Source organism: Streptomyces sp. YKOK-I1, from assembly GCF_054660435.1.
Window position 1 is genome coordinate 3,978,940 of the sequence record NZ_BAAGDR010000001.1, and the last position, 23,112, is coordinate 4,002,051.

The following is a 23,112-nucleotide window of genomic DNA, read 5'->3' on the forward strand; positions in this document are numbered from 1 at the left end:
GGAAGCACCGCGGGAAACTTCGAGGGGCCCGGTCTGTCGACCGGGCCCCTCGGCTTGCCCCCCACTGCTGTCGAAACCCCCGCGATCCCCCCGGATCCCCCTCCAGAAGTCCCGACGCCACGTACGACACGCGAGGGCCGGGAAGGGTTGTACAGGTGATGCAGGGGCTTCCAGAAATTTCCCGACAGGCGATATGCCCGAAATATGTCACATGATGTTGTCGTCCCCCTCCCCCTCCCACGAGGAGTACGACCATGTCCGAGAAGACCGAGCCCCAGATCGGCCCGATCAGGATCGGCGACCCGCTCGACGCACCCACCCAACCGATCGACGTCCCCGATCACGAGGTGTGGGACGACATCGAGAAGGGTTTCGCCTGGGTCTTCCACGCCGGTGACGACCGCCGCCTCACCCGGCCGGTGATCATCGCCGACGGCTTCAACCACGGCAAGAGCGACCTCACCAAGCTCTACCAGTTCCTGGACGGCGAGGACTATCCCTTCCTCACCGAACTCCGCCGAAGCGGCCGGGACGTGATCCTGCTCGGCTTCGACAACCGCACCGCGTCCATCCTGGAGAACTCGAAGGCGGCCGAGGCCGCCATCCGCAAGGCCATCGAGCTCCGCGAGGGCTCCCAGCGGCTGATCGTCGGCGGCTTCAGCATGGGCGGGCTGATCACCCGCTACACCCTCGCCCGGATGGAGACCGACTTCCACGAGGACGAGCACCAGACGGGCGTGTACTTCTCGTTCGACACCCCGCACCGCGGCGCGACCATCCCCGTGGGCGTCCAGGCGTTCGCGTACCTGCTCCCGTACGGCCTGGACCTCAAGCCGCACCCGTTCGAGCAGCAGATGAACAGCGCGGCGGCCCGCCAGATGCTGTGGCAGCACTACGACAAGAAGACCCAGAAGATCGGGGTGGCCCCCGAACGCATGGCCCTGCTCAACGAGTTGGACCGCGTCGGCCAGTGGCCGCGGATCCCGCGCAAGCTGGCCGTCGCCAACGGCCGCGGCGACGGCATCGGGCTGCCCGACATCGAACCCGGCGAGGTCACGCTGCGGCTCGACGTCCGCTACCCCGGCACCACCTTCTACGCCCAGGCGCAGGGTGACGACGTGACGGTCGCCTACCTGAACCGGAAGTTCCCGCCGACCGAGCGGACGATCACGACCAGCGACTTCCCCGAGCTGGACGGCGCACCGGGCGGGACGCTCGCGACGTACGAGATCCTCGCCCACTCGATGATCGAGGCGGGCGGCGAGGCGGACCTGCGGCAACCGCACGTGTGCTTCGTCCCGTCGGTCAGCGCGGTCGACATCTCGGACTTCGCGCGACAGGGAGACCTGTACGCGCGGGTCGACGGCCTGGACCCGTCCCAGAGCGGCGTGGACGAGTTCCGCTGCTCGTCGGCGACGACCCCGCACACGCTCCCGACGGAGGAGTTGTGCACCTGGCTGATGGACCGGTTCTAGCCGTGTTCTAGCCGCGGTCTGACGGTGCGGCTGGGGCAGGGAGCGCCGCCTGCCCCAGCCGTGCCCCGGCCGTGCCCCGGCCGGTGGACAACGATCGGGCAATCCGCGAGTGCTTGACTCCGGCTCTGGCGGCTCGGACACAAGACCGCCACAGAGCCTGCAGGGCACGAACAAAGCGGAGAGACAAGCATGTTGAACACAGTGGCGTTAGACAGGGATCCGGGGCCGAGGCGTTTCGCGCGCCGGGGCTGGATGACGGCCTTCGCCGTCGGCCTCAGCCTGATGTTCTCGTTCTTCGGCACGGGCACCGCGTCGGCGGCGGTCCCCACCCTCGGGCCGGCCCACCTGAGCAGCCTGGCGACCGGGCGCTGCCTCGACGGCGGCCCCGCGAACGAGAGCGGCAAGGGAGATGTCTACACGAACGGTTGCCAGTCGGGGAACCAGTGGCAGCAGTGGCAGGTGGAGATCGTCTACCACGCCAGCTACGACGTCGTCATGATCCGTCACACGGCGACCAACACATGCCTGACCCAGCAGCTGGGCCTTGCCACGGTCCCCTGCAACGGCGGCGACGCCTCCCAGCTGTTCCAGGCGCAGGGCTCGGGCTGGAACGACGTCCAGCTCAGGGACCTGCCGCTCGCCAACTGCGTGGACGCCAACGGCAGCGGCGACGCGTACATGCTCGGGTGCAACGGGGGCCTGTACCAGCACTGGAAGCTGGGCTAGCCCCTCCGGGGCCGGAGGGGGCCGGCGTTCCGACGATTCCGGCTATCTCCCTCCGGCCCCTCGCTCATGCCGGGGGTACGGCGGCTTCGGGGGCGGGCGGCAGAGGATCGGCCACGAACGACCCCCGGGCCCGTACGGTCACCACCGAGTCCCGGTCGCGAAGGATTCGGGGGACCGGGTCAGCGGTTCAGGTCCATGATCCCGACGCCAAGCCCTTCGTACGGTTCCGGCGTGACCGTGGCGATCAGGCCGCCTGTCGGGAGTGTCTGGTTCGGGCGCGCGGTGTGGACGGCCGCCGAGACGCCGAAGTCGACGCCCTCGCGGCCCAGTTCGGCGATGGTCACCGCCATGGCGTAGTCGTCTTCGACGAGGTGGAGTACGTCCACCAGCACGCCCACGTGGTCGACCATCCCGGCACGGCGGCGCTCAGCCTCCAGGAGGCACAGGACCGGCACCCACAGGCGCATGTCACCGCTGGCGGCGGCCGCGTGGATCAGGCCGGAGACCTGCTTGTCCCCTCCCAGCGCCAGGAGTGTGGGGGTGTCGAGGACGTAGTGCTCGGTCTGGCTCAACGCGACGACTCCGCCTCGGCCAGGGCGGCACGCTGAGCGGCAGCGGCCTCCCGCATCTTGCGCCGCATCTCGGCGGACTCCTCGTCCGACACGTAGTGTCCGAAGCGCTCGGCAAGCAGCGCACGGGTGCGGTCGGCCCGTTCCCTGATCTGCTCGGGAGTCAGCATCTGAGCGGCTATGTCCTGCATGAGGGCACGAAGGCTGGTCCCTCGCGCCTCGGCGACGGCGGCGAGCTGATCACGGACTTCGGCGGGCACGCGGATCATGACATCGGACATGCAGCGAGTATACGTCACGTATACGGCCGGTCGGAGACCCGTTGAATCTCCGGCCGTCGTGAACCTCCGTGCCGTGTGCGCCAGGAAGGAACAGCTCCACCTCCGCGACCCAGGCGGAAAACGGGGCAGCCTCGGTGGCGGGCGGCAGGGGGTCGGAGACGAACGACCCCCGGGCCCGTACGGTCACCACCAAGCCCCGGTCGCGAAGGATGTCCAGGGCGCGGCGAACTGTACCGGGACCGACTTTGTACTCGTGCGTCATGGTCAGTTCGCCAGGTAGTCAAGTTCTCGTTGAACGTATACCGCTGTCCGCCACCACGCATCACTTAGTACTACTACCAACCACTACCTACCACTACCGCCACGCAGGTAGGGAAGGGTGAGAGCTTCCGGGCCGGGGCTGAGCCGACTACAGAGGAGTCGACCTGTGCGCAGCCTACTGGCCGCGATCCTGAGCCTCTTCCTGCCACCGCGCGGCACACACCGGGCCCTCGACGCGCCACCGATCGTCTCTCCGGGCGTTCCCGTCCGCCGGACGCGGCCGTACCCCGCGGACGTCATCCCAGCCGACGGACTGCCCCTCGTCCGGCCGTACCTCGCCGTCCGGGAACGCGAACGGGACGAACTCGACCGCAGGCGCCTCCAGCGGGGGCGGCGCCGTGCGGCGGTGCTCGCAACGCTGGGCCAGGACTACGTCCCGTCCGAGGCCGCCGCATGAGCGTGAGGAGGTTCCGTGGCGTCGGTTTCGACCCGGCCACCGGCAAAGAGGCGTTCGTGGTGGCGCGACCCGGTGGCTTCCTGGAGGAGCTGCCATCATGGCGGCGGACAGGTAGCGGTGACTACGTAACGGCTGTCAAGGACGGGAACCTGCCTTCCCCGCAGCGGTCTTGAGATAGGCGCCGAGGCTTTGGAGGTCCCTCCAGGTCTTCGGGTCGGTTCCGTCGCCCAGGGGATAGTGGAGGGCCGGGGACGCCGGTGAACCGAGGTGACGCGGTTGTACGGCGATCGGCGGGCGGCCCGCGCGCGGAAGGCCGATCTTCTGCACGTCGCGCGGCCCCAGGGTGAACGACACCGGGAGGGGTGGGCCCTCCACCCGCGGCGGCAGCGTGAGGTCGGCGCGGGCCGCGCGGACGGTGGTGAGCATCGTCGTCAGGCCGTGTTCCGTGACGAGGGTCGCGGCGAGGGACTCCACGGTGTCGAGCGGCATGTCCTGGGGGCGCTCGTAGCCGAGGGTGAGGGTGATCTCTTCGGCGACGCCTGCCGTCGTACGGGCGATGCGTTGCGTGGCGATGGCCGCCGGACGGCCGGGAGCGCCGACGGCGACGAGATGGATGGGGGCGGGGGTTCGGTCCCGGGCGAGGTCGGTCAACTGGTGCGGTGACCAGGGCAGGTTGGCCGGCTCGGCCGTGCCCCAGCCGACAGGCGGGGAACCGGTGAGGTGTCGCCAGGCCGCCTCCAGCGCGCGGCCGAGCACGAGCCGCTCGTCGGGCATGTGCACGGCGCGGAAGGTGAGGGTGAGCTGCCGGTGCCCGGTCGGCGCGGCCCCTACGGTGAACGCGTCGGCGAGCGTGCCGTCGATCGGCGCGAACGTGCCGCTCTGCCAGGCCAGTCGTACCCCGGCCAGACCGTCGTAGTAACCGCCCTGCGGATCCTGTACGACCCAGCGGTTGGGTGCCCCGCCGAGTGCGGTGCGCAGGGGCAGGGTGAGGCGGACGTGCGGAGGTGTGACGAGGTGGAGGGCGCGGTTCGACTGTGCCGCGGCTCGGAGGGTGTCGGAGAGCCACGCGGTGAGCGGGAGGAGCGGGCGGTCGGAGAGGACGACGGCGGTCGAGTCGGTCAGCGCGTCGACGGTCGGGAAGTCCTTGGCGCCGGGAGACTCGTCGGGGACGGTGACCCGGGCTGTATGGGCTGCGGCAGGCGGCCAGGTGGTTCCGCCGAGGAGCATGGTCAGGCGTCCGCACACGGACTCCGCCAGCGGCTCCGCCTCGGGGATCGCGGTGGAGGCGCGTACCTCGGTCCACCAGTACGGCGGCTCGGGAGGGGTGGTCCCGGCGCCCAGGAGGCGTTCTGCCTCACCTGGCAGGTGGACGAGCAGTGGGGCCTCGACGGAAACCAGCGGGCGCCCGGCAGCCGTGCAGAGATGGACGACCGCGCCGTCATCGGTGGCCGTCAGTTCGAGACCAGGGCCGCCGGCGTGGAGAGCGGCCATCAATGACGCCTGGTCTGGCATCTTCGGGGTGAGTGCGATGACGTCCTTGGTCACGCAAAGGCCCCGTTCTCGTTCATGGGCATGCGCCCCCGGGGAAGAGGACAGCGCGCGCCCGGTGTCCCCGGCCTGCCGTGCCGTGCCGCTCGCGCCGTCACGTCGGGAACTCTCCCACCCACGTACGCTCCAAGAGATGCTTGGGCAGATACTCGGATTCGACTTCGACGGCGATATCCGCGTCAAACGCCATGCAGGCGATGGCCAGCGGCCCCAGAGCCACAAGGCCCTCGCCACTCTTCGAACGCGCCTCGTTGTCGGTCCAGTATTCGCTGTGCCAGGTGAGCCCTTCCGCCAGAGCCGTGTTGAACGGTTCCGATTCCTGCCGCTGATAACGGTGGAAGATCTCCAGTGGCGGGTAGAGGATTTTCAGCATGAGTTCGGCACTGGCGATGTGGGGAGCCGCCGGGTCTGTGGCGTCGATCGCGGTGACCAGGGTGTTCCAGGTTTCGGGACGACCAAACCAGGCATTCTGCAGCGTTTCCACCCATGCATAGATGTACTCGTCGAACTCCGCGCCGGATGCCCGCAGAAACGAGACGGGCACACGGGCCAGTTTGTCCAGCCGTTCGTTCTCCCGGCAGATCACTGCCAGATAGTAGGCAGTCAGCCAATTCCCGGCGTGCAAATACTCCTGAGGCCCGGTTGCCGGGAGGTGCTTGATCTCGCCCCTGCTTCCGACGCGGCAGGGTACGGGGCCCTCCCCGGCCGCCCCCGAGATGAAAAGGCCCGAGCCGACCTGCATCGCGGTGACCCAGGCCTCCCACGTGGAGAATTCCTCCGCCGCGGGATCGGTCACACACATCCACTTGGCGACGGTCAGCGAATTTTCCAGCGCATCGAAACGGTCGAACTCAGATGTTTCGAGTTCAGAAAGCGCTTCGTCGGTGATTTGAACAATGGGCGCCATGGCCTTGGCCACGTTGTCCACGGGGAACTTGTGCCGAGGAATGCGGATGACCACGTGCCTCTCTTCTCGTCAGACCCTCAAGTGTTCCACTATAACGCCAGCATAGAGGGAACCGTTCGGGTCCCTGACCTTGACCAGGACGTACTGAAGCTTCCCCGCTTTGAGCGCGGCACGGAACTCACTGGCGAGTTCGGCATCGACGTCGCCACGTTTCGTCATCTCGGCCAGGATGGTTCGCAGGTACATATACGTACCCTGCTTCACCCGCATGCCCGCTGCGCCACCGTCGTCACCGAGACGCGGTTGTGCGGGGTCCTCAGGGTCGGCGCGCCCCTGTCGCCAGTCGAGGTCGTTTCCGGGTGCCTTGTCTTCGACGATCAGGATTCTGTCGTCCCCGAGCCTGTATGCCCCGTCGAACATGTCGGCTCCGTTGGCCGTCTTCGGGAGCTCGACCGGCTCGGCATCCGGGAACTCGTGCCGAATCGCGTGGAGCTTGGAGGCGTCCTCCCCCAGTCTTTCGGGGATCTTGCTGTTCGGAGGCACGTCACCAAGCTGTCTGGCATACGCCTCCTGCGCGGCGGTAAGGGCCTGTTGATTCGCTGTGGAGGGCGTCTTGTCGAACGCCCTCTGCGCGTTCATGAGTTCCCGGTAGGCCTGGCGGTCCGCGACCCTCCTGTCCAGAGCCGGCAAGACCTCGTCCGGTGTGGTGCTTCGCGGGAGCGGCTTCGCACCGAACCTGACTTCGGACGGGCCGCTCGGCAAGTTGTGCTTGGCCACCCAGTGGCCCTGAGGGTCCTTCGCGAGTTGCGGGAGCTCCACTCCGTCCACCAGCCCGATGTTGGGCCGTCGCCGTCCGAGGGTGTCGTAGTGATCCTTGAACCATTCAGGATCCCCGTTGGCCTTCCGGACATGCTCGTCCTGGATGACCTTGCGCTCCTCAGGACTCAGCTCGCGTTCTTGCCGCTCGCCCTGGGTGCCATCGCCGTGTGGGCGTTCGGGTCCCGAACCGGACTCAATGCCCCCGCCCGTTCCAGACCCGCCTCCTGGACCGTGCCCTGCGCCGCTTCCTCCCGCCGGGAGATTCTCGCCGGCACCCGGGTGCTGCCCGAAGTCCCGTGCACCGTTCTCCGCAGCATGCTCGGGCGCCCGCCCCGTGTCAGTGACGGAGTTCCGCCCTGCGTGGGCGCCGACCAGCTCAGGCTCTCGGACTTCCGCCACTGGTGTGGCACCCCGCTCGACGGCCGAGGGTTCGGCCGTCGCCTGGGAGACGTGTTCGCGGAGGGAGCCGTCCGCGTTGAGGAGGTGACCCTCGTCGGTCAGGTAGACGACGTTTCCTGTGGCGTCGTCGACGTAGGGGATCGCGTTGTCGGGGATCTTGGGGGAGCGGAGGGCGTCGGCCCGTTCCAGGAGGTCGAGCGTCGTGCCGGAGTGGAGGCTTTTCAGGGCTTGGAAGGATTCGCCGACCTTGCCGAAGGCGAAAGTGCCCGCCTTGCCGGCGTACGTCATCGGGTCGATGGCCCGGCCGATCTTGCCGGCCGTCGACAAGGCGCGGGCCGCCGCCGACGACTTGGCCGCGCCGGATGCCGCCGCGCCCGTGCCCTCGGTGCCGAGCAAGGTCAGTACGTTGAAGCCGACGGCGCCCGCCGCCCGGGACGGGTTCGTCTTCCAGGTGTCCCAGGCGACGAAGCCCTTGACTGTTTCCTTGTACGCCGTCCGGGAGTCCCGGAGCCAGGAGGGGAGCTGGTCGTCGGGGACCAGCCACCAGGTGCCGAGGGTGGCGCTGGTCAGAGCCGAGGCCGTGGCGAGCTGGGCCAGGCTCTTCCAGGCCCGGCCCGCCGCGTCCGCGCCGTCGGCGCCGAACAGGGTGCCCACGCCGTGGATCGTGGCCATCACGCCGTCGGTCCAGATGCCGTCCCAGACCTGGCCGGCCTGGTGGGTCAGCCAGTCCCAGCCCTCGTACTCCCGCTCGGCCGGGGCGCCCCACGGGGTCTCCGGCGCGTGGTCGAGGTCCTCCGCGCGGTAGCCGTACATGTGCTCGCCGTGCGAGCCGTCGTCGACGGTGGTCTTCGAGCCGCCGACCAGTGCGGTGATCTTGTTGTGGCAGGTCCGCTCGGCCGCCTGGAAGGCCGCGACCGTGTGGTTGACATCCCGCCAGAGTGCGTTGTTGCGGTCGACCTTGTCCTGGTCCTTGCGCCAGTCGTCGTCCCCGGACAGTGACGCGACGAAGGCGGTCGCGTCCGTCTTCAGGGTTGCCAGTCTGTCGATCAGCGGCTGGACTTCCGCGCTGTAGTCCGACAGCGCCGACGCGACCTTCTCCAGGTCGTCGGCGAAACCGTCCGCCTTCGTCTTCACCGGCAGGGTGGAGGAGAGCAGGTCGGCCGCGTCAGGGGTGCGGTAGACGGCGGAGAGGTTCTGGAAGGTGGTGTGGACGTTCGCGCCCGACGCCCGGAACTGCGCCGCGTTCGCGGTCAGCAGCATCACGTCCGTGTCCAGGGTGGACAGGTCCCCGATGAAGTGCGGTATGCCGGACGGGTCGATCAGGGTGGCCCCGTCGCTCACTTGGCCGCCCCCGGCAGATCGACCTTCGGCTCCGTGGCCGCCTCCCGCTGTGCCGTGGCCGCCATCGTCAGGTCGCCCTCGACGTAGTGGCCCGTGGCCTCGGCCGCGCCGTTCACGGACTTGGACGCGCGCTCCGCGATGTACACCAGATCACGCGTCCACCGATCGAGGAACTCCGCCAGCGCCGCGCCCACCAGGCCTGCCGTGCTGCTGTACGGGCCGTACTGGCTGGTGATCGTCCCCGCCGCCGAGGCCGCCTCCTCGAGGTTGCCCTGCATCGCCTGGCCCGTGTCCGACAGTGACGTCGCCGCAGTGCCGGTGTTCCGCAGAACACCGCGCACTCCGGCGACGTCTATGTCCCAGCCCGTCACACCGCTCCCCCCACCGGCAGTCCGTCGAACGCATTATCGCATGAGCAGTTGCAAAGCGACGGGATGTCAGACGGCCAGCCGTGGGTTCGGATGGTTGCGGGTCAGAGCACGTGCTGGGTGAACCTCTCCGCCGTCTCCGCCAGGACCTCGCGGCCGTCCCGCGCCCACAGGCCGTCGTTGAAGAGCTCCACCTCGATCGCGCCCGTGTAGCCCGCCGCCTCCACGTACGCCTTCCACTCGCGCATGTCGATCGCGCCGTCGCCGATCTGGCCGCGGCCGTTGAGGACGCCCTCGGGGAGGGGGGTGGTCCAGTCGGCCAGTTGGAAGGTGTGGATACGGCCGGCGGCGCCCGCCCGGGCGATCTGGGCGGGGGCCTGGTCGTCCCACCAGATGTGGTACGTGTCGACCGTGACGCCGACCTGGTGCGCCGGGAAGCGTTCCGCGAGGTCCAGGGCCTGGGTGAGGGTGGAGACCACGCAGCGGTCGGAGGCGTACATCGGGTGGAGGGGCTCGATGGCCAGCTTCACGCCGTGCTGTTCGGCGTAGGGGCCGAGGACCGACAGGGCGTCCGCGATGCGTTCGCGGGCGCCGTGCAGGTCCTTGGAGCCGGCCGGGAGGCCGCCGGAGACCAGGACCAGGACCTCGGTGCCGAGGGTCGCCGCCTCCTCCACCGCGCGGCGGTTGTCGTCCAGGGCCTTGGTGCGTTCGGCCGGGTCGATCGCCGTGAAGAAGCCGCCGCGGCAGAGGGTGGTGACCGTCAGGCCCGCGTCGCGGATCAGTTTGGCCGTCGCCTCCAGGCCGTACGTCCGGACCGGCTCGCGCCACAGGCCGATCCCGGGGACGCCCAGCTCCAGGCAGGTGTCCACCAGTTCCGGCATGGCGAGCTGCTTCACCGTCATCTGGTTGATGCTGAAACGCGCGAGATCGCTCACTGGTTCACCCCGTACAGGGCGAGGAGGGTCTTCATACGGTCCTCGGCCAGCTTCGGGTCGGGGAACAGGCCCAGGCCGTCGGCGAGTTCGTAGGCACGCGCGAAGTGCGGGAGGCTGCGCGCCGACTGCAGGCCGCCGACCATCGTGAAGTGCGACTGGTGGCCGGCCAGCCAGGCCAGGAACACCACGCCCGTCTTGTAGAAACGGGTGGGGGTCTGGAAGAGGTGGCGGGAGAGCGCGACCGTGGGGTCGAGCAGGGCACGGAAGCCCGCCCTGTCGCCCGTGTCCAGGACGCGGACCGCCTCCGCCGCCAGCGGGCCCAGCGGGTCGAAGATGCCGAGCAGGGCGTGACTGAAGCCCTGCTCGTCGCCCGCGATCAGCTCGGGGTAGTTGAAGTCGTCGCCCGTGTAGCAGCGGACGCCCTGCGGGAGGCGACGGCGGATGTCGATCTCGCGCTGCGCGTCCAGCAGGGAGACCTTGATGCCGTCGACCTTGTCGGGGTGCGCGGCGATGACCTCCAGGAAGGTGTCCGTCGCCGCGTCGAGGTCGGACGAGCCCCAGTAACCCTCCAGCGCCGGGTCGAACATCGGGCCGAGCCAGTGCAGGATCACCGGCTCGGACGCCTGGCGGAGCAGGTGGCCGTAGATCTCCAGGTAGTCCTCGGGGCCCGCGGCGGCCGCGGCCAGGGCGCGGGAGGCCATCAGGATCGTCTGGGCGCCGGCGGCCTCGACGAGGGCGAGCTGCTCCTCGTACGCCGTCCGGACCTCCGCCAGCGAACCGGAGGTGATCTGGTCGGTGCCCACGCCGCAGGCGATGCGGCCGCCGACCGCCTTCGCCTCGGCGGCGCTGCGGCGGATCAGCTCGGCCGCGCCCGCCCAGTCCAGGCCCATGCCGCGCTGGGCGGTGTCCATCGCCTCGGCGACACCGAGCCCGTGCGACCACAGGTGGCGGCGGAAGGCGAGGGTGGCGTCCCAGTCGACGGCGGCGGGGGAATCGGGGGTGGTGTCCGCGAAGGGGTCGGCGACGACGTGCGCCGCCGAGTAGACCGTGCGGGAGGCGAAGGGCGTGCCGGGGGTGAGGAGGAGCGGCTCGGTGCGGGGGTCGTACGTCCGCAGCGTGCCGTCGGGGGCGGGGAGCTGGATGGTCACAGCGCGATCTCCGGGACGTCGAGGCGTCGGCCCTCGGCCGAGGACTTCAGGCCCAGCTCGGCGAGCTGGACGCCGCGGGCGCCGGCGAGCAGGTCCCAGTGGTAGGGGGCATCGGCGTAGACGTGCTTGAGGAACAGCTCCCACTGCGCCTTGAAGCCGTTGTCGAAGTCGCCGTTGTCCGGGACCTCCTGCCACTGGTCGCGGAAGGAGTACGTGGCCGGGATGTCGGGGTTCCAGACCGGCTTGGGGGTGAGCGAGCGGTGCTGGACGCGGCAGTTGCGCAGACCCGCGACGGCGGAGCCCTCGGTGCCGTCAACCTGGAACTCGACGAGTTCGTCGCGGTTGACGCGGACCGCCCAGGAGGAGTTGATCTGGGCGATGGCGCCGCCCTCGAGCTCGAAGATGCCGTACGCCGCGTCGTCCGCCGTGGCGTCGTAGGGCTTGTCGCTCTCGTCCCAGCGCTGCGGGACGTGGGTGGCGGTGAGTGCCTGGACGGACTTCACCCGGCCGAACAGCTCGTGCAGGACGTACTCCCAGTGCGGGAACATGTCCACGACGATGCCGCCGCCGTCCTCGGCGCGGTAGTTCCAGGAGGGGCGCTGGGCGGTCTGCCAGTCGCCCTCGAAGACCCAGTAGCCGAACTCGCCGCGGATGGACAGGATCCGGCCGAAGAAGCCGCCGTCGATCAGGCGCTTCAGCTTGAGCAGGCCGGGCAGGAACAGCTTGTCCTGGACGACGCCGTGCTTGATGCCCTTGTCGTGGGCGAGCCTGGCGAGCTCCAGGGCGCCGTCCAGGCCGGTCGCGGTCGGCTTCTCGGTGTAGATGTGCTTGCCCGCGGCGATCGCCTTCTTGAGCGCCTCCTCGCGGGCGGAGGTGACCTGGGCGTCGAAGTAGATGTCCACGGTCGGGTCGGCGAGGACCTCGTCCACGTCCGTGGCCCAGTGCTCCAGGCCGTGCTGCTCGGCGAGCGCCTTCAGGGCGTGCTCGCGGCGGCCGACGAGGATCGGTTCCGGCCACAGCACGGTGCCGTCGCCGAGGTCGAGTCCGCCCTGTTCGCGCAGGGCGAGGATGGAGCGGACGAGGTGCTGGCGGTAGCCCATACGTCCGGTCACGCCATTCATGGCGATACGCACCGTCTTGCGTGTCACGTCGGTCCCTTCGTAGGCGTAGTACGCGGTGGTGTGCGCCGCGTACGCCTCTTCCTGATCAGCGTTACAGCAAGCGCTTTCTATCAAAGGAGAAGCTAGCCTCTGACCAGTGGTCCGGACAAGACCGTGTCCATCCCGAGTTGTTCGAGGGGGCGAACAACAGGGGGTTGTGGCCTTAGGGTCTGCTCGGACACGCCCGGAACCGCGACCGCGGCCGGCCTGTCTTACGTGGACGTATGAGTACGTGGACGTATGGGGACGTACGACGAGATGCGTGACCGGAGGACGAACAGATGACGGTGACCCTGGCGGACGTGGCGGCCCGCGCGCAGGTCTCGCCCGCGACGGTGTCGCGCGTGCTGAACGGGAACTATCCCGTCGCCGCATCCACCCGTGAGCGGGTGCTGCGGGCTGTGGACGAGCTGGACTATGTGCTGAACGGACCCGCGAGCGCGCTCGCGGCGGCGACCTCCGACCTGGTGGGGATCCTGGTCAACGACATCGCCGACCCCTTCTTCGGGATCATGGCCAGTGCGATCCAGGGGGAGATCGGGGGACCCGGCGGGCGGGCCGGGGGCGAGCGGCTGGCGGTGGTCTGCAACACCGGGGGCTCGCCGGAGCGGGAGCTGACCTATCTGACCCTGTTGCAGCGGCAGCGGGCCGCGGCCGTGGTGCTGACCGGCGGGGCCATGGAGAACGAGCCGCACGCGGCGGCGGTGGCGTCGAAGCTGCGCAAGCTGGGGGAGTCGGGGACGCGGATCGTGCTGTGCGGGCGGCCGCCGGCGCCGGACACCTCGGCGATCGCGCTCACCTTCGACAACCGGGGCGGCGGGCGGGAACTGACCGAGCACCTGATCGGGCTCGGACACCGGCGGCTGGGGTACATCGCGGGCCCCGAGGAGCGGACGACGACCCGGCACCGGCTCGAGGGGCACCGGGCGGCGCTGGAGGCCGCGGGGATCGAGGAGGATCCCCGGTGGACCGTGCACGGGCGGTACGACCGGCGGGCGGGGTACGAGGCCACGCTGGAGCTGCTGCGGCGGGATCCGAGCCTGACGGCCGTGGTCGCCGCGAACGACTCCGTCGCGCTGGGCGCGTGCGCGGCGTTGCGGGACTCCGGGCTGCGGATCCCGGAGGACGTGTCGGTGGCCGGGTTCGACGATCTGCCGTTCAGCATCGACGCGGTGCCCTCTCTGACGACGGTGCGGTTGCCGTTGGCGGAGGCGGGGGCGCGGGCGGGGCGGATCGCGATGGGGCGGGAGGAGCCGCCGCCCGGGGGGATCGCGACGGTGCGGGGGGAGTTGATGGTGCGGGGGTCCTCCGGGGTGCCGCGGGGGTAGGGCGGCGTCTGCCGGCTGCGTGCGGGGTGTTCTGGTGACCGTGCTTCCGGGGGCTGCCGCCCCCGGACCCCCGCTTCGGCCCTGAACGGGCCTCGTCCTCAAACGCCGGACGGGCTGAAACAGCCGACCCGGACCTCCCGCATGCCACCCCCGCACAATGGGCGGGGAATCGGGACGGCGCCCACCGGCCCTTAAACGCCGGACGGGCTGATTCAGTCGGCCCGGGGCGGGAAGGCGCCCGCTGTCAGGCACCACTCCAGTACCGGTGGCCAGGGGCCGTAACCCGCGTCCAGGTCCAGGTGGGCCGCTCCGGGGAGGATCGTGGCCGTGAGGCCCAGCGGGGTGCCGTAGGCGGCCTGGGCGCCCTCCGGGAGGTACGGGTCGTTGTCGCCTGCCACCAGGTGGGTGGGGGTGGGGAGGCGGAGCCCGGTCAGGGGCGGGGGTGTGAATTCCGCGATCTCCGGGTGACTGCGGATCACGGCGGCGGAGGGCGGGGCCACCAGGAGGACGCGGTCGGGGCCGGTGACGCCGGGGAGGGCGCGGGCGGCGGCGTGCAGCCAGAGGACCGCGGAGAGGCTGTGGGCGATCACGACCCGCTCGGAGGCGGTGGGGGCGAAATCGGTCAGGAAGCCCTCCAGTTCCGTCAGCCAGGTCTCCAGGGACGGGGTGTCCGGGTCGGGGAGCTGGGGGTACGTGACGGAGTGGCCGAGCGCGGTGAGGCGGTCGGCCAGCCAGTGCTGCCAGTGGGCCTCGGGGCGATGGTTCTGCCAGCCGTGGAGGATGAGGAAGGCGGGTGAGGGTGTGGTGGGCATGTTTTGATCATTGCCTCCCGCATCGGGCAGGTCCAGTTAATCTTCCGCGGTGGAACCGTTAAGCAACGCCTTCACTTTCGATCTGCGCCGCCTCACCGTCCTGCGCGAACTCCAGCGCCGCGGCAGCCTCGCGCTGACCGCCCAGGCCCTGCATCTCACCCCTTCGGCGATCTCCCAGCAACTCGCCGCCCTCGCCCGCGACCTGGGCGTCCCCCTCACCGAACGCGACGGCAGAGGCGTACGGCTCACCGGCCAGGCCCGGGTCCTCCTCGCCCACGCCGATGTCATCGCCGCCCAGCTGGAGCGGGCCCGCGCCGATCTCTCGGCGTACTCCGACGGAGGCCGGGGCACGGTGACCGTCGGCTGTTTCTCCAGCGGCATCCTGGGGCTGCTGCCCACCGTGCTGCGCGGCCTGCGCGAGCGGCTGCCGCAGCTGCGGGTCGATGTCGTCGAGGCCCAGCCGCCGGATCTGTTCACCGCGCTCGACGCCGGGCAGCTCGATGTCGCCGTGGCGGTCGACTTCGCCGCCGTGCCCCCGCACACCGACCCCCGCTACAGCCGCGAGGACCTCCTCACCGACGTCCTCGACATCGCCCTCCCGCCCGGCCATCGGCTCGCGGACCGCGCCGAGGTGCCCCTGCGGGAACTGGCCAGGGAGGTGTGGATCGTCGGCGACCCGGCGAGCTGCTGCGGTGCGGTGACCCGTTCCGTGTGCGCGGCGGCCGGATTCACTCCCGACATCCGGCACGCCGTCGACGACTGGGCCGCCGTGGCCGCCCTGGTGGAGGCGGGGGCGGGGGTGGCGCTCGTGCCCCGGCTGGTGCGCTCCGTCCACGTCCGGCGCGCGCCGGTCCTGCGCCCCGCCGAGGGCGAACCCCCGTCGCGGAACGTCTTCGTCGCCGTACGGGCGGGGTCGGAGGGGGATCCCGTGCTGGGCGCCGTACGGGAGGAGCTGCGGGCGGCGGCGGCAGCCGCCCTCGGCTGATCCGGGGCGCGGTTCAGCGCGTGGCGGCCGCCGTCCGGAAGGCCGCCACCCGGCGCTCCAGCGCCTCGCGCCGCCCGGGCCACTCCTCGGCCGTGATCGCGAAGATCGCGGAGTCGCGGAGGAGGCCGTCCTCCCCCGGGGCCCGTGAGATCGACCAGTTACGCAGGACGCCCTCGAAGCGGGCGCCCACACGCGCTATCGCCGCGCGGGAGCGGTCGTTGCGCGCGTCGGTCTTGAGGTCGACACGGGAGACGCCCCACTCCTCGAAGGCGTGGCGGAACAGCAGCAGCTTGGCCTCCGCGTTGATGCCCGTGCCCTGGGCGGAAGCCGCCAGCCAGGTGAAGCCGATCTCGACGGCGTCCAGCTGGTCGTCCGACCGCCAGCGGCGCGGCTCGCAGTACCCGGTGACGCCGACCGCGCGACCGGAGACGAGGGACACCTGCGCAAAGGGCACGAGTCGGCCGGACGCGGCGGCGTCGAGCTTCTCGTCGAGGTAGGAGGCGATCCTTTCGCCCCGCGGGACCTGGGTGAAGCCGTACGTCCCCCGGTTCTCCTCCGCCGCCACCGCCAGCCCCGCCGCGTGCCGCCTCTCCAGCGGCTCCAGGCGCACCAGCGTGCCCTGGAGCACCGGCCCCCGCAGTACGGAACTCACCCGACGATCTCCCCCTTCAACCGCGCGAACGCCTCGTGGAAACCCGGGAAAGTCTTGCGGACGCAGCCCGGGTCGTCGAACGAGATTCCGCGGGTGCGCAGGCCGGTCACCGCGAAGGACATGACGATGCGGTGGTCGCCGTACGTCTTGATCTCCGCGCCGCTCGGCGCCCCCGGCCGGATCTCGATCCAGTCCTCGCCGGTGGCCACGTCCACGCCGAGCCGGCGCAGGTTCTCCGCGCAGGCGTCGAGGCGGTCGCACTCCTTCACGCGGGTGTTGGCGACGTCCTCGATGCGCACTGGTCCCGAGGCGAAGGGGGCGATCGCGGCGAGGGTCGGCATGGTGTCGGAGATGTCCCGCATGTTCACGGTGGCGCCGTGGAGTTCGCCGGTACCCGTGACGGTGGTGCGGTCCGCGCCGATCTCCACCCGCGCGCCCATCCGGCGCAGCACCTCCACGAAGCCCAGGTCGCCCTGGAGGGCGCCCTCGCCGAGGCCGGCCACGGTGACCTCGCCGCCGGTGAGCGCGGCCGCCGCGAAGAAGTAGCTGGAGGTGGAGGCGTCGGGTTCGATCGGGTAGGTGGTGGCGCGGTAGCCGCCCGGCGGGACGACGTAGGTGTCGCCCTCGCGGGCGACCTCCACGCCGAAGGACCGCATCATCGCGATCGTGATCTCCACGTACGGCACGGAGACCAGGTCGGTGACGGTGATGCGCAGGCCGGTGCGGGTGAGCGGGCCCAGCAGCAGGAGCGCGGTCAGGTACTGGGAGGACTGGCCGGCGTCCAGCACCACCTCGCCGCCCTCGACGCCGTGCGCGGCGACGGTGAGCGGGTGGTGGCCCTCGGCCTCCTCGTGCCGCAGGTCCACGCCGAGGTCGCGCAGGGCGCGGGTGAGCGGGAGCAGGGGGCGGCGGCGCATCTGGGGCGAGGCGTCGAAGCGGTAGGTGCCGTGGCCGGCCGCGGCGAGGGTGGGCAGGAAGCGGGCGGTCGTCGCGCCGTCCCGGCAGTAGACGTCGGCCTCGGCGACGGCGGGGCCCTGGGGGCGGCCGTCGACCTGCCAGCTGTCCGGGGTGCGGCCGACGCGGTAGCCGAGCCGGGCCAGCCCTTCGGCGAAGCCCTCCGTGTCGTCCGAACGCAGGGGCCGCTGAAGGGTGGTGACACCGTCGGCGGCGGCCGCGAGGAACAGGGCACGGGCGGTGATGGACTTGGAACCGGGGATGTCGACGAGGGCCATGCCCTCATGATCCCGTGCGCGAACCCCCGGGTGTGGGCAAGTCCACGAGATGGACGACGGACGGACCGGGTACGCGAGGCGTCCTGGCCGGTGCCAGTGAGGTCAGGGCCACCCCGCCCACCAGGAGGGCCGCCGCGCACCAGCGCAGGCCGCTGACCGGCTCGCCGAGGAACAGGGCCGCCGACGACATGCCGAAGACGGGGACCAGGAGGGAGAAGGGCGCCACGGTGGAGGCGGGGTGGCGGCGCAGGAGCCGGCCCCAGGCGCCGAAGCCGAAGACGGTGGTGACCCAGGCGACGTAGACGACCGTGCCGGCGCCCTGCCAGTCGAGGGCGCGCAGGGCGGCCAGGTCCCGCGACGGGCCCTCCGTCAGAAGGGACAGGCCAAGCAGGGGCAGGACCGGGACCGTGCTCACCCAGACCATGAAGTTCAGGGAGTCCGGCGGGGACGCCTTGCGGGTGAGGACGTTGGAGACGCCCCAGCAGGCGGCGGCCGCGATGACCAGCGCGAACGCGCCGAGTGGGCCCGAGGTCCCCTCGTCCGCCGCCGCGACGCCGATGCCGGCGAGGGCCACGGCCATGCCCAGCAGCCGCAGCCGGGTGGGGCGTTCACCGAGGACGGCGAAGGCGACGGCCGCCGTGAACACCGACTGGACCTGCAGGACGAGCGAGGACAGACCGGCCGGCATGCCCGCGTCCATGCCGACGAACAGCAGGCCGAACTTCGCCACACCGAGCACCAGGCCCACCGCCACGATCCACTTCCACGCCACCTTCGGCCGGCCGACGAGGAACACCGCGGGCAGGGCGGCCACCAGGAAGCGCAGGGCCGAGAAGAGCAGCGGCGGAAAGTGGCCGAGGCCGATCTCGACGACGGTGAAGTTGACGCCCCAGACGGCCGCGACGAGCACGGCGAGGGCGATGTGGGCGGGTCGCATGCGTCGAGGATCACCCGCCAGGATCGTTAAGCACCAGCGATGTCTGCTGCACGATTGGATGAAGCAACGCTAATCACCGGAGGGTCTGGTGCTCGATCTCCAGCGACTGCGCGCCCTGCACGCCGTCTCCGTCCACGGCACCGTCGGCGCCGCGGCCGCCGCGCTCGGCTACACCCCGTCCGCCGTCTCCCAGCAGATCGCCAAGCTGGAGCGGGAGACCCGGACGGTCCTGCTGGAGCGCGAGGGACGGGGTGTCCGACTCACCGACGAGGCACTTCAACTTGCCGCCACAGCAAAGGAGTTGATGGCGATCGTCGAGCGGGCCGAGACCGAGCTGGAGGAGCGGCGCGGGGTGCCGGCCGGGCGGCTCACCGTCGCCGCGTTCGCCTCGGCGGCGCGCGGCCTGATGCCCCCCGTCCTCGCGGACCTCGCCCGCACCCACCCGGCCCTGGACACCCGGCTCGCCGAGATCGATCCGCATCTGTCGGTGGACCTGGTCGCCAAGGGCGCCATGGACCTCGCCGTCACCCATGACTGGGACATCGCCCCGCTGCCCGCGCCGGCCGGTGTGGAGCACGCGGTGATCGGGGACGACCTGTGCGACCTGCTGGTCCCCGCGGGCCATCCCTTCGCGGGCCGTACGGCCGTACGGCGGGAGGAGCTGGGCGGCGAGCGGTGGGTCGGCCAGCCGCCGGGCCGGGTCTGCCACGACTGGCTGGTGCGCACGATGCGCGCCGCGGGGCACGAGCCGGACCTGGTGCACACCGCCGAGGAGAATCCCACCCTCGTCGCGCTGGTCGCGGCCGGCCTCGGGGTCGCCCTGATCCCCCGGCTCGGACGCGGTCCGCTGCCCCCGGGGGTGGTGGAGGTCCCGCTCGACCCGATGCCGGTACGCCGGCTGTACGCGGTGTGGCGCTCGGGGGCGGCCCGGCGGCCGGCGATCGCGGAGACGGTACGGGTGCTGCGGGAGTGGTGGCCGAGGGTGTCGGCCCATGAGCGGGCATGAACACCACGAGCGGGCCGTCGTCGGCGCGCCCCCGTCCAATGCGCCGATGGCGGCGCCCGCGCGGGTAGCGTGCGCCCCAGCCCTCCCCTCACCCCCCACCCCGTGAAGGAGCGCGCCCATGCCCTCCCGACGTTCCGTCCTCGCCGCCGGCGCGGGCGTCACCGCCGCGCTCGCCGTCGGCGGTGCGGCCCGGGCGGACGACGACCGCCCGGCCGCCCTGCTGTCCCGGATGACCCTGGCGGAGAAGGCCGGCCAGCTCTTCGTGGCCCGGGTGTACGGCCACTCGGCGACCGAGCCCGACCCGGCCGACGCCGACGCCAACCTGGCGGAACTCGGCGTCCGCACCGCCGCCGAGCTGGTCGCGACGTACCACGTGGGCGGGATCGTCTACTTCACCTGGGCGCACAACACCCGCGACCCGCGCCGGATCGCCGAGCTGTCCGACGGCATCCAGCGCGCCGCGCTCGCGCAGCCGCGCGGTGTGCCCGTACTGATCTCCACCGACCAGGAGCACGGCATCGTCTGCCGCATCGGCAGGCCGGCCACCCTCTTCCCCGGCGCGATGGCCCTCGGGGCAGGCGGCTCCCGGACCGACGCCCGCGTCCTCGCCCGGATCGCCGGGCTCGAACTGCGCGCGATGGGCGTCCGGCAGAACTACTCCCCCGTGGCCGACGTGAACGTGAACCCGGCCAACCCGGTGATCGGCGTCCGCTCGTTCGGCGCCGATCCCGACGCGGTGGCCGCCCTGGTCGCCGAGGAGGTGCGGGGCTGTCAGGAAGCCGGGGTCGCGGCCACCGCCAAGCACTTCCCGGGGCACGGGGACACCGCCGTCGACAGCCACACCGGCTTCCCGGTCATCACCCACACCCGCGAGGTCTGGGAGCGGCTGGACGCGGTCCCCTTCCGCGCGGCGATCGCGGCCGGCGTCGACGCGATCATGACGGGCCATCTGCTGGTCCCCGCCCTCGACGACTCCGGCGACCCGGCCACCCTCTCCCGTCCCATCATCACCGGCATCCTGCGCGAACGCCTCGGCTACGACGGGGTCGTGGTCACCGACGCCCTCGGGATGGCGGGCGTCCGCACGAAGTACGGCGACGACCGGGTGCCGGTGCTCGCCCTGAAGGCGGGCGTCGACCAGCTCCTCGACCCGCCCGACCTCGCCCTCGCGCACGGCGCGGTCCTGAAGGCCGTACAGGACGGGGAACTCACCGAGGAGCGGCTCGACGCGTCGGTGCTGCGGATCCTGCGGCTGAAGGAGAAGCTGGGGCTGTTGGCCGAGCCGTACGCCGATCCCGACGCCGTCGGCCGGGTGGTGGGCCGCCCCGGTCATCTGGCCGAGGCCGACCGGATCGCCGTACGGACGACGACCCTGCTGGTCAACGAGGGTCCGCTGCTGCCGCTCTCGCCCCGGGCACACCCCCGGCTCCTCGTCCTGGGCGCCGATCCGGCCTCCCCGACCGGCACCACGGGCCCGCCCACCGCCGTCCTGGCCGACGCCCTCACGGCCCTCGGTTTCACGGCGACGGCGCTGTCCACCGGGACGGACCCGTCCGCCGGGACGATCGAGCGGGCGGTGACGGCCGCGGGCGCGGCGGACGCGGTGGTCGTCGCGACGTACAACGTCACCGCCGCGAGCCCCCAGCGCACCCTGGTCGAACGGCTGACGGCGACCGGCCGCCCGGTGGTGGCGGTCGCCGTGCGCAACCCGTACGCCGACGTCGAACTGCGCGCCGCCGCCCGGGTGATCGCGGGGGCGGCCGGGCCGCAGGGGAGGCTCCCGGTGCCGGTGCCACGGGCGGACGATCCGGCACGGGTGCTGTATCCCCTGGGGCACGGACTCACGTACTAGGCGTCAGGGGCGCAGGGTCGGCTCCCGTTCCACGTCGCGGACGTCCAGCTTCGCGTCGAACGTCGCCAGTGGCTTCGCCGCGGTGACGGCGGAGGCCGGGACGCCCGCCCAGGAGAGGACGCGGGCGGTGGCGAGGGTCTTCTCGTCGGCCGTCAGGCCCGCCACGTTCGCGCCGTGGTTGAGGCCGGGGGCCGTGAAGACGTAGGAGTCCTTCGCGCCCTTGCCGAGACGGAAGCGTTCCGCGCCCCAGGGGTCGTTCTGGCCGTAGACGAAGAGCATGTGGTGGGCGTGGTGCTTCACCCAGGTGTCGACGTCGCGCATGGCCCGGGGCTGGAACGTCATCGGGATCGCGCGCGGGACGAAGTTGCGCGGGGGCTGGTAGCCGTAACGGATGTACTTCTTCTCGATGTGCGGGAAGTGGATGGTGGGCGCTCCGAGCTGGGTGCCCGCCTGGTAGTAGTACGGGGTGTACGGCTCCAGGCCCTGGTCCGTGTAGAACGAGAAGCCCGAGATCGTGTCGATGGACGTCCAGATCTCGTCGTCGGTGGCGGTGGCCGCGTCCGCGGGGATCGTGTCGCAGTCCGCGAGCAGGCTGTACTGCCAGAAGCCCCAGACGTAGTCCAGGACGACGGCCTCGTAGGCGCGGTCCAGGCTGCCGACGGTGGTGAACGTGTAGCCGTTCTCCGCCGCGTAGGCCTCGTACTTCTTCTCCAGCGGCGCGCGGCGCACCAGCGCCTCGCGCTGCACCGCGTTCAGCCGGTCGCGGCACTCCTTGGTGCCGACCGTGGCGAAGAAGCGGTCGTAGGCCGAGTCCTCGTCGTTCACGACGTCGTTGGGGGCGACATAGGCCACCACGCCGTCCATGTCCCTGGGGTAGAAACGCTCGTAGTACGTCGCGGTCATACCGCCCTTGGAGCCGCCCGTGGAGATCCAGTTCTCGGGGTAGATCTTCTTCAGGGCCGTGAAGATGCGGTGCTGGTCGCTCGCCGCCTGCCAGATGTCCAGCTTGGTCCAGTCGGCCGGGTCGGGGCGGGACGGGGTGAAGAAGCGGTACTCCATGGAGACCTGGTTGCCGTCGACGATCTGGGTCGGCTCACGGCGGCTGGGGGTGGTGGAGACGTTGTAGCCACCGGTGTAGAAGACCGTGGGGCGGCTGACGTCCTTGTGCAGCACGGTGATCCGCTGCTGGAAGGTGCCGGCGGACGGGTTCCGGTGGTCGACCGGCTGGGTGTAGTTCAGGACGAAGTAGCGGTAGCCCGGATACGGCTTCTCCTGGATCAGGCTCATGCCCGGGACGGAGAGAAGCCGGTCCTTGATGTCCGTGCCGCCGGGGTCCGGCTCGGCAGCGGTGGCCGCCCCCGCCGTGCTCAGCGTGCCTATGAGCACGGTGAGGGCCAGCAGCCATCTGAGCGCCTTGCGCATGCGCGTGCACCCTTCCCTGTGAGACAGATGTGATCCGGAAGCTATCCGGGTCAACACCCGTCGCACCAGGGGGCGTTGGGATTCACGGGGCGAGCGCGGGGGTCAGCAGAGGATCCAGCCCGTGCTGACCGAGCCGGTGCCGACGGAGCCCTTCACCCGTACGCAGCGGTGTCCGGCGTGGGTCTGCACCGGTCCGATGCTGCGGGGGCGCACCCCCGCGGCGGGCACCGGGACGAGACCGCGCGCCTGCACGCTGACCGTCATGCGCCGGTCCCGGCCGGGGTTCTTCTGGAAGGTCATGGCGCAGACGGTGCCGTTGCGCTTGTAGACGTTCACATAGCCGGTGGTGAAGGTCAGGGTCCTCACCTTGCGCCCCTCGCAGCGCGCGGACGCGGCCCCGGCCTCGCCCGGCGCCGCGAGCGCCAGCAGCCCGGAGGCGGTCAGCAGGGCCATCCCGACCGCCAGCCGTCGCCTCAGCGCACCCCGTGCACC

At 71.2% G+C, this 23,112-nt stretch carries 22 protein-coding genes; 7 read left to right on the forward strand and 15 right to left on the reverse strand.

Annotation, left to right across the window (positions count from 1 at the left end):
- The first annotated feature begins 254 nt into the window (after positions 1 to 254).
- Entirely contained in the window at positions 255 to 1,475 is a 1,221-nt protein-coding gene (locus ACYQ8Q_RS17245) for an esterase/lipase family protein (RefSeq protein ID WP_460065891.1), read from the forward strand.
- A 189-nt stretch (positions 1,476 to 1,664) separates the two neighbouring features.
- Entirely contained in the window at positions 1,665 to 2,201 is a 537-nt protein-coding gene (locus ACYQ8Q_RS17250) for an RICIN domain-containing protein (protein WP_460065892.1), read from the forward strand.
- A gap of 179 nt (positions 2,202 to 2,380) precedes the next feature.
- On the opposite strand, the gene ACYQ8Q_RS17255 is transcribed toward ACYQ8Q_RS17250, so the two are convergent.
- Both ACYQ8Q_RS17255 and ACYQ8Q_RS17260 read right to left on the reverse strand, forming a co-directional pair.
- A complete protein-coding gene (locus tag ACYQ8Q_RS17255; RefSeq protein WP_460065893.1) occupies positions 2,381 to 2,773 on the reverse strand; it encodes a PIN domain-containing protein in 393 nt (130 codons plus the stop codon).
- The gene (locus tag ACYQ8Q_RS17260; RefSeq protein WP_460065894.1) at positions 2,770 to 3,051 is read right to left on the reverse strand and encodes an Arc family DNA-binding protein; all 282 of its coding nucleotides are present in this window, start codon (positions 3,049 to 3,051) and stop codon (positions 2,770 to 2,772) included. The genes ACYQ8Q_RS17255 and ACYQ8Q_RS17260 overlap by 4 nt, the downstream gene beginning before the upstream one ends.
- Before the next feature lie 427 nt (positions 3,052 to 3,478).
- On the opposite strand from ACYQ8Q_RS17260, the gene ACYQ8Q_RS17265 reads away from it, so the two are divergent.
- On the forward strand, positions 3,479 to 3,769 hold the full coding sequence (locus ACYQ8Q_RS17265) for a hypothetical protein (protein ID WP_460065895.1): 291 nt from the start codon (positions 3,479 to 3,481) through the stop codon (positions 3,767 to 3,769).
- A gap of 135 nt (positions 3,770 to 3,904) precedes the next feature.
- Here ACYQ8Q_RS17265 and ACYQ8Q_RS17270 read toward each other — a convergent pair whose 3' ends face one another.
- The 7 genes from ACYQ8Q_RS17270 to ACYQ8Q_RS17300 all read right to left on the reverse strand — a co-directional run bounded on the left by ACYQ8Q_RS17270 (position 3,905) and on the right by ACYQ8Q_RS17300 (position 12,382).
- Positions 3,905 to 5,314, reverse strand: a complete 1,410-nt coding sequence (locus tag ACYQ8Q_RS17270) for a DUF6177 family protein (RefSeq protein WP_460065896.1) — start codon at positions 5,312 to 5,314, stop codon at positions 3,905 to 3,907.
- 97 nt (positions 5,315 to 5,411) lie between these two features.
- Positions 5,412 to 6,278, reverse strand: a complete 867-nt coding sequence (locus tag ACYQ8Q_RS17275) for an immunity 49 family protein (protein WP_460065897.1) — start codon at positions 6,276 to 6,278, stop codon at positions 5,412 to 5,414.
- Positions 6,279 to 6,293: 15 nt separating this feature from the next.
- Positions 6,294 to 8,576 (reverse strand): hypothetical protein, encoded by a 2,283-nt coding sequence (locus ACYQ8Q_RS17280; protein WP_460065899.1) that lies wholly within the window; start codon positions 8,574 to 8,576, stop codon positions 6,294 to 6,296.
- A gap of 203 nt (positions 8,577 to 8,779) precedes the next feature.
- Positions 8,780 to 9,154, reverse strand: a complete 375-nt coding sequence (locus ACYQ8Q_RS17285) for a DUF6507 family protein (protein WP_460065901.1) — start codon at positions 9,152 to 9,154, stop codon at positions 8,780 to 8,782.
- Between the two features lie 101 nt (positions 9,155 to 9,255).
- The gene (locus ACYQ8Q_RS17290; protein WP_460065902.1) at positions 9,256 to 10,086 is read right to left on the reverse strand and encodes a sugar phosphate isomerase/epimerase family protein; all 831 of its coding nucleotides are present in this window, start codon (positions 10,084 to 10,086) and stop codon (positions 9,256 to 9,258) included.
- Entirely contained in the window at positions 10,083 to 11,234 is a 1,152-nt protein-coding gene (locus tag ACYQ8Q_RS17295) for a dihydrodipicolinate synthase family protein (RefSeq protein WP_460065905.1), read from the reverse strand. The genes ACYQ8Q_RS17290 and ACYQ8Q_RS17295 overlap by 4 nt, the downstream gene beginning before the upstream one ends.
- Complete coding sequence (locus tag ACYQ8Q_RS17300) at positions 11,231 to 12,382, reverse strand: Gfo/Idh/MocA family protein (protein WP_460065907.1); 1,152 nt, start codon at positions 12,380 to 12,382, stop codon at positions 11,231 to 11,233. Before ACYQ8Q_RS17300 ends, ACYQ8Q_RS17295 begins: the two co-directional genes overlap by 4 nt.
- 293 nt (positions 12,383 to 12,675) lie before the next feature.
- On the opposite strand from ACYQ8Q_RS17300, the gene ACYQ8Q_RS17305 reads away from it, so the two are divergent.
- Positions 12,676 to 13,722 carry a LacI family DNA-binding transcriptional regulator gene (locus tag ACYQ8Q_RS17305; protein WP_460065910.1) on the forward strand — a complete coding sequence of 349 codons (1,047 nt, stop codon included), beginning with the start codon at positions 12,676 to 12,678 and terminating at the stop codon, positions 13,720 to 13,722.
- Positions 13,723 to 13,934: 212 nt separating this feature from the next.
- Here ACYQ8Q_RS17305 and ACYQ8Q_RS17310 read toward each other — a convergent pair whose 3' ends face one another.
- A complete protein-coding gene (locus ACYQ8Q_RS17310) occupies positions 13,935 to 14,534 on the reverse strand; it encodes an RBBP9/YdeN family alpha/beta hydrolase (protein WP_460065912.1) in 600 nt (199 codons plus the stop codon).
- 49 nt (positions 14,535 to 14,583) lie between these two features.
- Here ACYQ8Q_RS17310 and ACYQ8Q_RS17315 point away from each other — a divergent pair, with 49 nt between their 5' ends.
- Positions 14,584 to 15,519, forward strand: a complete 936-nt coding sequence (locus ACYQ8Q_RS17315; RefSeq protein WP_460065914.1) for a LysR family transcriptional regulator — start codon at positions 14,584 to 14,586, stop codon at positions 15,517 to 15,519.
- Between the two features lie 13 nt (positions 15,520 to 15,532).
- Here ACYQ8Q_RS17315 and ACYQ8Q_RS17320 read toward each other — a convergent pair whose 3' ends face one another.
- The 3 genes from ACYQ8Q_RS17320 to ACYQ8Q_RS17330 are packed head-to-tail and all read right to left on the reverse strand — an operon-like array spanning position 15,533 to position 18,340.
- Positions 15,533 to 16,171 (reverse strand): GNAT family N-acetyltransferase, encoded by a 639-nt coding sequence (locus ACYQ8Q_RS17320; protein ID WP_460065917.1) that lies wholly within the window; start codon positions 16,169 to 16,171, stop codon positions 15,533 to 15,535.
- The gene (gene aroA, locus ACYQ8Q_RS17325; RefSeq protein WP_460065921.1) at positions 16,168 to 17,403 is read right to left on the reverse strand and encodes a 3-phosphoshikimate 1-carboxyvinyltransferase; all 1,236 of its coding nucleotides are present in this window, start codon (positions 17,401 to 17,403) and stop codon (positions 16,168 to 16,170) included. Before aroA ends, ACYQ8Q_RS17320 begins: the two co-directional genes overlap by 4 nt.
- Positions 17,404 to 17,407: 4 nt before the next feature.
- Positions 17,408 to 18,340 (reverse strand): EamA family transporter, encoded by a 933-nt coding sequence (locus ACYQ8Q_RS17330; RefSeq protein WP_460065924.1) that lies wholly within the window; start codon positions 18,338 to 18,340, stop codon positions 17,408 to 17,410.
- An 88-nt stretch (positions 18,341 to 18,428) separates the two neighbouring features.
- Between ACYQ8Q_RS17330 and ACYQ8Q_RS17335 the strand changes: the two genes are divergently transcribed.
- On the forward strand, positions 18,429 to 19,346 hold the full coding sequence (locus ACYQ8Q_RS17335; protein WP_460065928.1) for a LysR family transcriptional regulator: 918 nt from the start codon (positions 18,429 to 18,431) through the stop codon (positions 19,344 to 19,346).
- A 118-nt stretch (positions 19,347 to 19,464) separates the two neighbouring features.
- Positions 19,465 to 21,198 (forward strand): glycoside hydrolase family 3 protein, encoded by a 1,734-nt coding sequence (locus tag ACYQ8Q_RS17340; RefSeq protein WP_460065930.1) that lies wholly within the window; start codon positions 19,465 to 19,467, stop codon positions 21,196 to 21,198.
- Positions 21,199 to 21,201: 3 nt separating this feature from the next.
- Here ACYQ8Q_RS17340 and ACYQ8Q_RS17345 read toward each other — a convergent pair whose 3' ends face one another.
- Together ACYQ8Q_RS17345 and ACYQ8Q_RS17350 are read right to left on the reverse strand one after the other, a co-directional pair.
- A complete protein-coding gene (locus ACYQ8Q_RS17345; RefSeq protein ID WP_460065933.1) occupies positions 21,202 to 22,620 on the reverse strand; it encodes a S28 family serine protease in 1,419 nt (472 codons plus the stop codon).
- A 102-nt stretch (positions 22,621 to 22,722) separates the two neighbouring features.
- Complete coding sequence (locus ACYQ8Q_RS17350; RefSeq protein ID WP_460065936.1) at positions 22,723 to 23,073, reverse strand: hypothetical protein; 351 nt, start codon at positions 23,071 to 23,073, stop codon at positions 22,723 to 22,725.
- Positions 23,074 to 23,112: the final 39 nt, after the last annotated feature.

What these genes read in the sequence shown, in the direction of transcription:
- ACYQ8Q_RS17340 (WP_460065930.1), top strand. Translation starts at nt 19,465, where the DNA reads ATGCCCTCCCGACGTTCCGTCCTCGCCGCCGGCGCGGGCGTCACCGCC.
- ACYQ8Q_RS17345 (WP_460065933.1), bottom strand. Translation starts at nt 22,620, where the DNA reads ATGCGCAAGGCGCTCAGATGGCTGCTGGCCCTCACCGTGCTCATAGGC.
- ACYQ8Q_RS17245 (WP_460065891.1), top strand. Translation starts at nt 255, where the DNA reads ATGTCCGAGAAGACCGAGCCCCAGATCGGCCCGATCAGGATCGGCGAC.
- aroA (WP_460065921.1), bottom strand. Translation starts at nt 17,403, where the DNA reads ATGGCCCTCGTCGACATCCCCGGTTCCAAGTCCATCACCGCCCGTGCC.
- ACYQ8Q_RS17330 (WP_460065924.1), bottom strand. Translation starts at nt 18,340, where the DNA reads ATGCGACCCGCCCACATCGCCCTCGCCGTGCTCGTCGCGGCCGTCTGG.
- ACYQ8Q_RS17260 (WP_460065894.1), bottom strand. Translation starts at nt 3,051, where the DNA reads ATGTCCGATGTCATGATCCGCGTGCCCGCCGAAGTCCGTGATCAGCTC.
- ACYQ8Q_RS17250 (WP_460065892.1), top strand. Translation starts at nt 1,665, where the DNA reads ATGTTGAACACAGTGGCGTTAGACAGGGATCCGGGGCCGAGGCGTTTC.
- ACYQ8Q_RS17350 (WP_460065936.1), bottom strand. Translation starts at nt 23,073, where the DNA reads ATGGCCCTGCTGACCGCCTCCGGGCTGCTGGCGCTCGCGGCGCCGGGC.
- ACYQ8Q_RS17305 (WP_460065910.1), top strand. Translation starts at nt 12,676, where the DNA reads ATGACGGTGACCCTGGCGGACGTGGCGGCCCGCGCGCAGGTCTCGCCC.
- ACYQ8Q_RS17310 (WP_460065912.1), bottom strand. Translation starts at nt 14,534, where the DNA reads ATGCCCACCACACCCTCACCCGCCTTCCTCATCCTCCACGGCTGGCAG.